The organism is Nitrospina watsonii, assembly GCF_946900835.1.
Classification (GTDB): Bacteria; Nitrospinota; Nitrospinia; order Nitrospinales; family Nitrospinaceae; genus Nitrospina; species Nitrospina watsonii.
Map to the genome: position 1 here is coordinate 860127 of NZ_OX336137.1, position 12142 is coordinate 872268.

The 12142-nt window shown below is 57.0% G+C and carries 10 protein-coding genes and 1 tRNA gene; 3 read left to right on the plus strand and 8 right to left on the minus strand.

Annotated elements, in window-relative coordinates:
• Positions 1-3: 3 nt before the first annotated feature.
• The 4 genes from QML71_RS03850 to QML71_RS03865 form a co-directional block, all read right to left on the minus strand.
• Positions 4-80: transfer RNA gene (locus tag QML71_RS03850), tRNA-Ile, on the minus strand.
• Between the two features lie 8 nt (positions 81-88).
• Positions 89-1852 (minus strand): RNA polymerase sigma factor RpoD, encoded by a 1764-nt coding sequence (rpoD, locus tag QML71_RS03855; RefSeq protein WP_282010585.1) that lies wholly within the window; start codon positions 1850-1852, stop codon positions 89-91.
• A 61-nt stretch (positions 1853-1913) separates the two neighbouring features.
• Positions 1914-3680: a DNA primase gene (dnaG, locus tag QML71_RS03860; protein WP_282010586.1), complete on the minus strand. Its 1767-nt coding sequence runs from the start codon at positions 3678-3680 to the stop codon at positions 1914-1916.
• 104 nt (positions 3681-3784) lie between these two features.
• Positions 3785-4231, minus strand: a complete 447-nt coding sequence (locus tag QML71_RS03865; RefSeq protein WP_282010587.1) for a GatB/YqeY domain-containing protein — start codon at positions 4229-4231, stop codon at positions 3785-3787.
• Between the two features lie 292 nt (positions 4232-4523).
• Here QML71_RS03865 and QML71_RS03870 point away from each other — a divergent pair, with 292 nt between their 5' ends.
• Positions 4524-6212, plus strand: coding sequence for a metallopeptidase TldD-related protein (locus QML71_RS03870; RefSeq protein WP_282010588.1), 1689 nt, complete (start codon positions 4524-4526; stop codon positions 6210-6212).
• Positions 6213-6377: 165 nt separating this feature from the next.
• On the opposite strand, the gene QML71_RS03875 is transcribed toward QML71_RS03870, so the two are convergent.
• Positions 6378-6794, minus strand: a complete 417-nt coding sequence (locus QML71_RS03875; RefSeq protein WP_282010589.1) for a hypothetical protein — start codon at positions 6792-6794, stop codon at positions 6378-6380.
• Between the two features lie 91 nt (positions 6795-6885).
• Complete coding sequence (locus QML71_RS03880) at positions 6886-7281, minus strand: hypothetical protein (RefSeq protein ID WP_282010590.1); 396 nt, start codon at positions 7279-7281, stop codon at positions 6886-6888.
• 367 nt (positions 7282-7648) lie between these two features.
• Between QML71_RS03880 and QML71_RS03885 the strand changes: the two genes are divergently transcribed.
• A complete protein-coding gene (locus QML71_RS03885) occupies positions 7649-9061 on the plus strand; it encodes a sigma-54 interaction domain-containing protein (protein WP_282010591.1) in 1413 nt (470 codons plus the stop codon).
• 6 nt (positions 9062-9067) lie between these two features.
• Here the strand turns inward: QML71_RS03885 and QML71_RS03890 are convergent, their stop codons facing one another.
• Together QML71_RS03890 and glgC are read right to left on the minus strand one after the other, a co-directional pair.
• The gene (locus QML71_RS03890) at positions 9068-10249 is read right to left on the minus strand and encodes an exo-beta-N-acetylmuramidase NamZ family protein (RefSeq protein WP_282010592.1); all 1182 of its coding nucleotides are present in this window, start codon (positions 10247-10249) and stop codon (positions 9068-9070) included.
• A gap of 25 nt (positions 10250-10274) precedes the next feature.
• The gene (gene glgC, locus QML71_RS03895) at positions 10275-11510 is read right to left on the minus strand and encodes a glucose-1-phosphate adenylyltransferase (RefSeq protein ID WP_282010593.1); all 1236 of its coding nucleotides are present in this window, start codon (positions 11508-11510) and stop codon (positions 10275-10277) included.
• A gap of 224 nt (positions 11511-11734) precedes the next feature.
• Between glgC and QML71_RS03900 the strand changes: the two genes are divergently transcribed.
• A complete protein-coding gene (locus QML71_RS03900) occupies positions 11735-12043 on the plus strand; it encodes a hypothetical protein (protein WP_282010594.1) in 309 nt (102 codons plus the stop codon).
• Positions 12044-12142 lie beyond the last annotated feature (99 nt).

Below are 12142 nucleotides of genomic sequence, written 5' to 3' on the forward strand. Positions count from 1 at the left end.
ATGTGGTGGGCCCACCAGGATTCGAACCTGGGACCATCCGGTTATGAGCCGGGGGCTCTGACCAGCTGAGCTATGGGCCCGAAAGCGGTCAGCCCTCTATGAAACTGCGCAGTTTCTTGGACCGGCTGGGGTGCCGCAGTTTGCGCAGCGCCTTGGCCTCGATCTGCCGGATGCGCTCGCGCGTGACGGCGAAATCCTGGCCCACTTCTTCCAGCGTGTGCTCGGAGTCGAGGCCGATGCCGAAGCGTTTGCGCAGCACTTTTTCCTCGCGGCTGGCCAGCGTGCCCAGCACCTTCAATGTCTGTTCCTTCAGGTTCTTTTTGACCACCGAGTCGATGGGCGAGAGCACTTTCTTGTCTTCGATGAAATCGCCCAGGTGGCTGTTCTCTTCCTCGCCGATCGGCGTTTCCAACGAAATCGGCTCCTTGGCGATCTTGAGCACCTTGCGCACCTTGTCCACCGGCAGGCTCATCTTTTCGGCGATCTCTTCCGGCGTCGGTTCGCGTCCGAGCTCCTGCACCAGGTGGCGGGAGACGCGGATGAGTTTGTTGATGGTCTCGATCATGTGCACCGGGATGCGGATGGTGCGGGCCTGGTCGGCGATGGCGCGGGTGATGGCCTGGCGGATCCACCACGTGGCGTAGGTGCTGAACTTGTAACCGCGGCGGTACTCGAACTTATCGACGGCTTTCATCAGGCCGATGTTGCCCTCCTGGATGAGGTCGAGAAATTGCAGGCCGCGGTTGGTGTATTTTTTGGCGATGCTGACGACCAGCCGCAGGTTGGCCTCGGCCAGTTCGCGCTTGGCGGTCTTGTCCTTCACCCGGCCGCGGGCGATGGTGCGCACGGTGGCCAGCAACTGGTCCTTGGCGGTGTTGGTTTCTTTCTCGATTTTCTTGATCTTGCGGCGGCAGCCCTGCGCGACTTTCATGTGCTTGTCGTACTGGGCCCGCGTGATGACTTTATTGGAAGGCAGCTTGACGCTCTTCTGCTTGGCCCAGTTCTTGGCCAGTTTCTTGACCTCGGCGAGCGACACGCCGATCTCTTTTTCGATCATGCGTTCCTGCTTGCCGGCTTCGCGGAAGCGGGCGGCGATCTCGTAAATTCTTTCGATGATGCCGTCCATGACCTCGCTGCTCAGGTTGAGGTCCAGCACCATGTCCTCCAGTTTCTTCTGCTGCTCGGACAGTTCCTTGTCCACTTTTTCCTGCACCTTTTCGGACAGTTTGGTCTGACTGCGCTCGCGCAGGCGGAACACTTTTTTCTCCTGTGTCAGCAGATTGCGGATGGCTTTCAGCAGGCGCTTGGCTTCTTCCTTCTCGTCGATTTCTTTTTTCTCGTCGGGATCGCCCTGGTTGATGACGTCGAACACGTTGATCAGGCCTTCCTTGACCGATTCACCCAGGCAGACCACTTCGTAAATAGTGACGGAACAGTTGGCGACAGCGGAGAGCACTTCGTTCTGGCCGTCCTCGATGCGCTTGGCGATTTCGACTTCGCCTTCGCGGGTGAGCAGTGAAATGGTGCCCATCTCGCGCAGGTACATGCGGACGGGATCGTCGATGCTCACGGTCTCGGCCTTGGCTTCGGGGATGTTCTCTTCCACCGCGGCATCTTCCTTTTCGGCGTCCTCATCGTCGTCGCTGGGTTTGTCTTCCTTCAAAGCGGAATCGACGATGTCGATTTCATTCTCTCCGAACAAATGCATCAGATCGTCGATCTGGTCGGGTGCGACGAGATGTGACGGCAGCACGTCATTCACCTCTTCATAGGTGAGATAGCCCTTTTCCTTTCCCAGCGAGATGAGCTGGTTGATTTCCGAAACATCTGCGGTTTTGTCAGCATTGGACATGTGATCCCACTCTCCTGTTATATGAAATTCAACGGTTTCTAATAAATAGGATGCAAAATATTCAATCCGGTATCAGGGAGAATTGCATTTTCCTCACCCGGTCGTGCAATTCCCGGGAACGGCCGGTTTCTCCCGCCTGTTCCGCCGCGTTGCGCTGGCGTCTCAAATCGTTGATCTGCTCCTGGATAGACCGTTTGCGGATCTCCAGAATGCAGTCGTTGAGGGCCCGTTTCAGGTTGTCGAAGTCCATCGGTGCGAGACAAACACGGGTGAGCACCGATTTGACGTCTGCGTCCTCGACGTGATCCAGCAGGCGGTGGACCTCCAACGGCTGTCCGGCGTCGATCAATGCGTAGAGAAAACGGGCGGTCTTCTGGCACTCCGGACGTTGGAAGGCCTCAGGTTCGATCTGGCGGCGGATTTCCACCGCCGCGTCAGCGTCTGCCAGCAGAATATGGACCAGGTACCATTCCGGGCTGTGTGTGGCCGGTTTTTCCCGCACCGGGGGCGACAGCCGTGGCTTGTTCTCAGCCAGCGCTTTCCTCAACTCGTCCAGCAGGGCCCGATCCTCGACGCCCACGGTTTCGGCGATGTAGCGGACGTATTCGCTGCGTTCCACGGCGTTGGAGACTTTGGTCAACAGCGGCAGCAGGCGGTTGATCAATTCCAGCTTGTCCTGCGGCGTTCTGGGCGGCGATTCCTGCAGGGTGCGTTGCACCACGAAGTGGATGTAGGGCGCTGCCTGTTCGACCCGTGCCCGCAAGGCCCCGGCGCCCTGTTTCTGGATCAGCGAATCCGGGTCTTCACCTTCCGGCAGGGCCACCATGAACACGTTCAGCCCCTGTTCCTTGAGCACCTCGAAGCCGCGCGCGGCCGCAGCCAGACCGGCGTTGTCGGCATCGAACACGAGCACGACGTTCTGGGTGTACTGTTTCAGGAGCGATGCCTGCTGCGGCGTCAACGCCGTGCCGCAGGTGGCGACGGTGTTCTGCATGCCTGCCTGCCAGGCGCGGATCTGGTCGAAATAACCTTCCACGATCAGCACGCGGTCGTGCTGGCGGATGGCCGTGCGCGCCAGGTTGAGGCCGAACAGGTGATTGCCTTTTTTGTACGCCGCCGTTTCTGAACTGTTCAGGTATTTGGGTTCGCCGTCGCCCAGCACGCGCCCGCCGAAACCGATCACCTGGCCGTGCGTGTCGCGGATGGGAAAAATGAGGCGGCCGCGAAAGCGGTCGTACACCACATTCTTTTCCTGGTTGCGGATGATGAGGCCGTACTTTTCCAATTGTTGCGGCGTGCACTTCGTCTTTTTTTCGAAATGCGTCAACAGCCCGCGCCATTCGTCCGGCGCCCAGCCCAACTGGTAGGCGGTGATGACCGCATCGTCGAACCCGCGCGATTGCAGGTACTGCCGGGCCTGCCTGCCGCTTTGCGGATGAGTCAGGTGCTGGGCAAAGTATTCGGTAGCGAGGGTATTGAGATGAAACAGGGTTTCGCGTTCGGAAGGCACGCCGGAGGAACGCAGCGCCGATTCCGGCAGCGGCACCTGGTAACGGTTGGCCAGCTTTTTGACCGCCTCGATAAAGCTCAGGTCTTCCGTTTCCATGAGGAACTTGAACACGTTGCCACCGGCGCCGCAGCCGAAGCAGTGGTAGATCTGCTTATCCGGACTGGCGGTGAACGAAGGCGTCTTCTCCTGATGGAACGGACACAGGCCTTTGTAGTTCTTGCCGCTCTTTTTCAGATGGACGGCATCGGAAACGACATCGATGATGTCGGCGCGACGGCGTACGTCTTCAATGATCTCTTCCGGGATATGCTGTTTCAAGGTTTAAGAACCGACTCGCCGCGGATTGATGGATGAGAACCGCCGGTTGCGGGGCTCCATTGCCAATGGGTTGTGCGTGGGACCGGCCTGGAATCCCGGTAGATTCACGAAGCCAGCATTTCAGTGACAAGCGATTTGATCTGCTCTCCGTCGGCCCGGCCGCGGAACTCAGGGGCGACCACCTTCATGACCTTGCCCATGTCTTTGGGATGCTGTGCGCCGGTTTCCGCGATCACCTGCTGAATGCGTTGGCGCAACGCCTCTTCTCCAACCTGTTCCGGCAGATAACCGGTCAGAATGGCCATTTCCTGTTCTTCTTTTTCTTTCAGATCGGCACGATTGCCTTTTTCGTAAAGGACCGCGGCTTCTTTTCTTTTTTTTATCTGGGTGGACAAGAGGGCGGTGATTTCTTCGTCCTCAAGCTCTCTGCGGAGATCGATCTCCTTGTTTTTGATTTCAGAAGAAACCAGGCGCAAGGTCTCGACCTTGAGGGAATTTCTCAATTTTTGGGCCTCTTTGAGGTCCTGAAGGAGCTTGTCTTTTAGTCCCATAACCCTTTTCAAACAAAATGGAAATATAGGTCCCGCCATCACTTTTGTCAATAGACGCGCCGGATAATGAATATTTTGTACTGAGAATTCCTGCAGGCGTATTTTAATCTATTGAAAATAAAGGCGATAATTAAGTGCCCTGAGAAAAGCACTGTCAAAAGAGGGCTTTCCCGGCCTAATTTAGATGATAGTTTTTGGGATTGGTTGCAGGGCAGCGGTAAAATCGAGGGCTAGTTTGATAAAACCTTGTATCTGCAATACGAGTTGCAACTATTTTGGTTGGGGAGGTCTCTTGAAACGACATTGCTTTTGGATTCTGCTGCTGGTTGGATGGGCACTGGCGGTGCCTGCTGCGGCCGCCGAATCGGAAGAAGAGGGAAAGATGATTTTCCGGGCCATGGAAGAAGAAATGGCCCGGTCCCTGAAAGAATTGAAGATCGATACCTTCGGTCCGCCTTACTTTATCAATTACCAGGTGCGGCATCACGACCGCGCCGAGGTGGTGGCCACATTCGGGGCGCTGTTGTCGTCCGACATCAAACAAAAGCAGACTCTGTTTGTGGATGTGAAAGTGGGCAAGCCGGAGTTCGACAGTTCGCATCCGCAAAGCCACAAGTACGTCACCGAATCGTTGATCCCGCTGGACAACCAGCCCGATGCCCTCAAGCGGGCGTTGTGGTATGAAACGGATCTGCGTTACAAACAGGCGATCGTCAATTTCCTGAAGAAAAAAGGCCGCTTCATCAGCGGTGTGGAAAGCCATGATCTGGCGGACTTTTCAGTCGGCAAGACGCCGCAGGTACGCTTTGGGGAAATCCCCCGGTGGGCGCCTCGCATGCAGGACTGGGAAGGTCTCGCCAAAACGGTTTCCGCCCGCTTCCAGCACGCCCCGGATATTGAAAAATCCAAGGTCCAGATTTATGCCAATCGCACGCTGCGTTACTACTACGATTCAGAGGGCAACAAGATTCGCGAAGGCAAGCTGTACTACGGGGTGGCCATCGAAGGCTGGGTGCGCTCTCCGGAAGGCGACCGGTTGCACGACGAGGAGTCGATTTACCTGCACGAGGGCGACGCGTTCCCCACCGAGCAGGAATTGCTGGAACGCACCGATCGCCTCATCGCTTCGCTGCAAAAATTGAAACAGGCACCACGCATGGACCCGTACATCGGTCCGGCCATTTTCAGTCCGGATGCGACGGCGGTCTTGTTTCATGAGGCCATCGGCCACCGCCTGGAAGGCGACCGCCTGCGTGAAGACGGCGATGGCAAAACCTTCCTCAAGAAAATCGGACGGCCCATCCTGCCGGAATTCCTGACGGTGACGGACAATCCGGAACTCAACCGGTTCGAGGGCACGCCGCTGCTGGGCCATTACCGGTTTGATGATGAGGGACAGGAAAGTGAGGAGGTGGTGCTGGTGGAAGACGGCACCCTGCAAAACTTCCTGCTGACGCGCATGCCGGTGCTAGGATTCAGCCGCACCAACGGTCATGCCCGCGGCGATGGCATCCATTCCCCCATGTCGCGCATGAGCAATTTCATCATCACATCCAAATCGCAGGTGGACGCGGCGACGCTGAAGCGCAAACTCATTGAGGAAGTGGTGCGCCAGGGCAAGCCGTACGGCCTGTTCGTCAAAAAAATCATCGGCGGTGAAACGCAGACCGAGCAGGGCCGCTTCCAGGTGTTCAAAGGCGAACCGTTGTACCTTTACAAAGTGTTTCCCGATGGCCGCGAGGAGATGGTGCGGGGCGTCGATTTTGTCGGCACACCGCTGTCGATGATCGGAAAAGTCATGGTCACCGGCGAAAACCGCGAAGTGATCAATGGTTTCTGCCATGCCGAATCGGGATCGATCCCCGTCACCAGCATCGCCCCCAGTGTGCTGTTGAGCGAGGTGGAACTGCAAAGCGCGAAAAAGATGCGGGTGCGCCCGCCCATCCTCACGCCGCCCGCCGTGACCCCGGTGGCTCACTGATCCGGAACACGCTCACTGAACAAAAAAAACGGCCGGGAGAATTTCTCCCGGCCGTTTTTCCGACCATACTTCCCTATTGGGGTCCGCTTCCCGGTTGGGGAAAGTTCAGGCGTTCGGTTTTAAGCCTTACTGATCGGAAAGCAGACCCGGCCAAACTGAATCAACTTATTTGCAAAGGATCTTCAGTTTGGCGTGGCCCATCGTGGCGTTTACGATACGGGCCTCGTCAAAAAGAGGGCCGCTGTTCGGTCCCCGTTTACCCGGGGCGATGGCAAATATCGAGACACCGCCTTTTTTGTAACCGAGTGTCTCATTGGGTTCCAACTTGTCCCAATCGTAGTTGTCGCCATTACCCCGGGCGATCCGGACACGGGCCACTTCATCCTCGCTCAAATTCTGAACGGTGATGTCCTTGTTGCAAAATGCAGTGGTGCCCGGTTCCAGGATCATTTCCTCGTTGTTAAAGCCTTCCACAAACCAGGGCTCGACGGTCTTCTCTCCTGCGCCCAGAGCCGTGGTGGCACCGAACGCCATCATGGAACAAATCGTGACACAGGCAAAAAGAGTTTTCGTCGCTCTCATGAATAACCTCCAATTCTATATTCAAAGATTGACTCAATGTTCAAGCCAGGTTCAAAAAGTGACAAGGCCAAACAAGCCAAATGGTGTTGACTTACTTGCAAAGCACTTTCAAGTTTGCACCGCCCATGGTCCCGTTGACGATGCGGGTTTCATCGATATGCTGGCGGGCTCCAGCGTCTCCAGAAAATACAGATGTGGCGTCCTTTTTGTAACCCAAGGACTGATTGGGCTGAATCTGATCCCAGTCGTAATTGTCGCCATTGCCCCGGATGATCTCAACGGTCGCCTCTTCACTCGGGCTCATGTTGTGAACCGTGAAATCCTTGTTGCAGTAACCTGTGGTGCCCGGCTCCAAAACCATTTCGGCCTTGTTGTAGCCCTCTACGAACCAAGGTTCCACCGTCATCTCTTCCGCCACGGCAGAATTGGCACCCAATGCCATCGAACCGATCAATGCAAATGCCAAAACTGCTTTCATGTTTCTCATGGAAGTACCTCCATCCTCATAATTTAATTGTGATGTTGCTATTCAGGCAGGCTAGTCCCCCACTGGGGGGAAATCCTCTTTGCCCTAAGTAATACAATTTGGATGCCAAACCGGCGTGCTCCTGTAACTCCCTGATTTGATTCCTTTTGTAATTTGGGTAGTTAGATGAGGGGAGGCGGACCCCGGCCGAAATTTGCCCGATTTGGGTGGTACTTTTGCAATCAATTGATTTTAAAAGGATTTTTGATGGCGGGATTCAGCCGCCCTGACGAAAATTGGCCGGAAGCCTTTACGGTACATATATTGATTTTATGTATCTAATAAAAGGCACCGGGGAGTGCCTCCCTGTTTTAAAAGGTGATCGTATATGAATTTCAATTTGAACCAGGTCCTCGATTCAGCGCGGGATGGCATTTTCATCGTCGCCCGCGATCATCGGCTGGTTTTGTTCAACCATGCTTGTGAGGAGCTGTACAACGTCTCCCGCGAAGATGTGATCGACAAGGCCTGCTGGAAGCTTTCGGATTTTGAAAAGAGTTGGAACGAAGCGGCGCGGTCCGGCGGCCGGGTCACGTACGGCGAACTGGGCGCGAAAAAGGAACGCATGATCCTGCCGCATAAAAGCGGTAAGCAGGTTTGGGTCGAGACCATTTACACTCCGATCTTTGACGAGCAGAAAAATGAGATCGCCTATGTGATGGGCGTCATCAAGGACATCACCGAGTTGAAGGTCATGGAGCAGGAGAAAGAACGCCTGCAACAGGAAATCGGCAAGATGCGCGGAGAGTTGGGATCGCAGTACGATTTTTCCAGCATCGTCGGCCGGTCCGGGCCGATCATGCAGGTGCTGAAGCTGGCCGCGGAAGTGGCGCAGGAAAACACGACGGTGATGCTGGTCGGTGAAAGCGGCACGGGCAAGGAACTGGTGGCGAAGGCGATCCATTACAACAGCCACCGCGCGGGCAAACCCTTTGTCGCGCTCAACTGCTCGGCGTTTCCCGAAACCCTGATCGAAAGTGAACTGTTCGGTTACGAAAAGGGCGCGTTCACCGGTGCGGAAAAAAGCAAGCCCGGCAAAATCCAGATAGCCTCGGGCGGCACGCTGTTTCTGGATGAGGTGACGGAGATGACCCCGGCGACGCAGGCGAAAATCCTGCGCGTGATTCAGGAGCGCGAGTTCGAGCCTTTGGGCTCGGTCAAACCGCAGCAGGCGGACATCCGCATCGTCGCCGCCAGCAACAAGGATCTGGAACCCTTGGTGAAGAAAGGCCTGTTTCGTGAGGATCTGTTTTACCGGCTGTTTGTGTATCCGATTGCGATCCCGCCGTTGCGCGAACGTCCGGAAGACCTGGAGCCGCTCATCGAACACCTGTTGACGAAATTCAACCACCAGATGGCCAAGCGCATTCAGGGCATCGCCCCGGCGGCGATGGAGATTTTGAAAAATTACGACTGGCCGGGCAACGTGCGCGAATTGCAGAACGTGATGGAGCGGCTCATGATTCTGTCGAAGGGAGAGGCCATCCAGGTGGATGACCTGCCGCGTTACGTGGTGGAAACGATGAAGCTCCACACGAATTCGGGCCACGACAGCAACGACCGCATTCCCGCCGGGTTTTCGCTGGAGCGCACCGTGGACCAGTTTGAGAGCCGCATCATCCGGCAGGCGTTGAAGCAGTGCGAGGCCAACAAGTCGCGCGCGGCCAACCTCCTGGGCCTGTCGCGTTCCACCTTCCGTTATAAAGTGTCGCGGCTGAAGAATTATCTCAATCAGAGCTGACGGGCGTCAGTACATGAGGTAGTCATGGCGTAGCGGCAGGAAATCCTGCGTATCCGGTTCCCACGACTGCTCGATGTCGAGCAGAGACAGGTCGGCGGAGAGCAGGCGTTCGCGCAACTCGGCGTTGCCGTACAACAGGTCGATGGCCGGGATATCGCGGACGAATTCATAAGCCTGCGTGCGCCATGCGAACACGTCGGGAAACCATTGCGAGGTGGCGCGCAACACGGCGATGCCGGTGATGAGCGGTTTGAAGGCCTGCCGGTTGGTGACATGCAGGAACACCCCCGCGCAGATCCGTCCCGCGTGTTTCTGAAAACCGGGTTTGAAGTATTGCGGACGAAACTGCACACCGGGCAGGTTTTTTTTGTTCAACAGGGAGGCCAGCTTGTGGGCGTCGAGTTCCGGCGCGCCGCATTGCTCGAACGGCTGCGTGGTGCCGCGTCCTTCCGACAGTTGCGTCGCCTCCAACAAACACATGCCGGGATACACGGTGGCGGTGGACAGGGTCGGCATGTTCGGCGACGGCGCGATCCATGTCAGTCCCGTCTGGTCATACCACATGTCGCGCTGCCAGCCCTCCATGTGGATCACACCGAGGTCGCAGCCGATGCCGAACTGTTCGTTGAACAGGCAGGCCAGTTCGCCTGCGGTCATGCCGTGGCGGTTCAGGATCGGATACTCCCCGACGAAGGAGCGGCAGTCGTCCCCGACCCGGTTGCCTTCGACCTGTCTGCCGTTGATGGGGTTGGGCCGGTCGCACACCAGCATGCGCACCCCGGCTTCCTTGCAGGCCTCCATACAGAACGCCATGGTGTAGATGAAGGTGTAGTATCGCGAGCCAATGTCCTGGATGTCGAACACCACGGTGTCGAGGCCGGCAAGCAGGGCGGCATCGGGTTTCAGCGACTGCGCGTCCTTGCCGTAGAGGCTGTGTGTGGTCAGGCCGGTAGCCGGTTCGAGAGCCTGGTTCACCGCTTCCATGTCCTGGGCCACGCCGTACAATCCGTGTTCCGGCGCCAGCAGCGTCGTCAGTTCGACGTCCGCATGCTCCTGAAAATGCAGCCAGCTGTAACGCCCGTCGGCGGCGACGGACGTGTGGTTGGCGACCAGCCCCAATCGCTTGCCCTTCAGGTAATGAAATGGATCCGCCAGCAACCGGTCCAGCCCGGTTTTGACATGAATCATGGGGTGCCCGCTTTCGAAGTGATCCTTATGCGGTTTTGGGAAACTGGTATCCCTTGGGTATTACGATGATATTGGATTCCTGATCCACATGGAACCGTTTTTGATCCTCGGCGGGATCGTAGCCGATCACGGTGCCGCGCGGCACGTACACGTCCTTGTCGATGATGGCCATGTTGATCGTGCAGTCGGGGCCGATGTGCACCCGGTCGAGCAGGATGGAGTTGATGACGGCGGAACCGCCTTCCACCATGACGCTGCGCCCCAGCACGCTGTCCTGCACCACCCCGCCGCTGATGATGCTGCCCTCCGACACCAGGCTATTGACCGCCTGGCCGCGCCGCCCCTCCATATTGAAGACAAACTTGGCCGGCGGCAGGCTGAACGAGGTGGTTTTGATCGACCACTTGCGGTTGTACAGGTTGAAAATCGGTTTGATGTTGCGCAGGTCCATGTTCGCTTCCCAGTAACTGCCGATGGTGCCGACGTCGCGCCAGTAGCCGATCTCTTCCTCCGTGATGTCCGGCACGCGGTTGGTGGCGAAGTCGTACGCGTAAACGGAATGGTTGCCGAATACGGAGGGCAGGATATCTTTGCCGAAGTCGTGAGAGGACTCGGACTTGTCGGCATCGACGAACAACACTTCGGTCAGGAACTTGGCGTTGAACAGGTAGTTGCCCATGGAGACATAAGCCAGGCCGGGCCGGTCCGGAATGGGGGTGGGGTTTTTGGGTTTCTCCTGAAAACCGATAACACGGCTGTGTTCGTCCACCTGGATCACGCCGAACTGGTGCGCCTGATCCAAAGGCACCGGGATGGCGGAGATGGTGACGTCCGCCTCCTTGTCGTTGTGGAACTGCGCCATATGCTGGATGTCCATGCGGTAAATATGGTCCGCCCCGAAGATGGCGACGAGGTCGAAGTCCCGGTCCTGAACCAGGTTGATGTTCTGGTAAATGGCGTCGGCGGTGCCGCGGTACCAGCTTTCGCCCGTGCGCTTTTGCGCCGGGACGGGCAGGATGAAATGATCGGGCAGGATCGAGCTGAACCGCCACCCTTCCTGCAGGTGTTCGGTCAGCGACTGGCTCTTGAACTGGGTCAGGACGTAGATCGCATAAATGCGCGAGTTGATGAAATTGCTGAGGACGATGTCGATCAGGCGGTATTTGCCGCCGAACGGGACGGCGGGCTTGGCCCGCTCCGCCGTCAAGGGATACAAACGGCTGCCCTCGCCTCCAGCCATGATCATGCCCAGAATTCTCATAGAGTGCGCGCTCCTGTTGTCGGATAGGGTGGATGGCGTTGCCCTTTCATTTTAATGTTTTTAGGGGAAATATGAAACACACAGCTCGGGGATTCGACTTGATTTCCGGGTTTCATATTGGATACAATCGCGCTATGAAACTGAAAAGGTGGATCAGCACAGGTTTATTCCTTTTGGTGTGTGCAGGGGCATCGTTTGCCCAGGCGTCGCCGCATGACCACACCATGAAAAGCTCGCCTTTCATGAAGAAGGACGGGGGGCATGCCCTGCACTGCGCCCTGATGGGCCACGATATCCATAAACCCTGCCCGCATTACCAGAAACGCGGCAGCGGGGAGTTGGAAATCCGTGTGCCCTGTCACCAAAAACCGGTTCCGGTTTCCGCCGGAGTGGGTTCCGGCAGCCTGGTTTTTCTCCCGGCCACGCCTCCCGGCAGCGCCGCTTACGACCCGGTCTCAACTGGGATCGGTGGCTCCTCTTTTCAGACGGTTTCCCTCTCTTTTCCTTTAAAGCATCCTCCCCGGTTCCTCTGAACCCGATCGCTGGCCCTTAACGGGCGGCTGTGTACCCGGTGCAGCAAACAATAGCGCCATGATATCCATTCAGGCATCGCACCGGTACCTCTCTTAAGC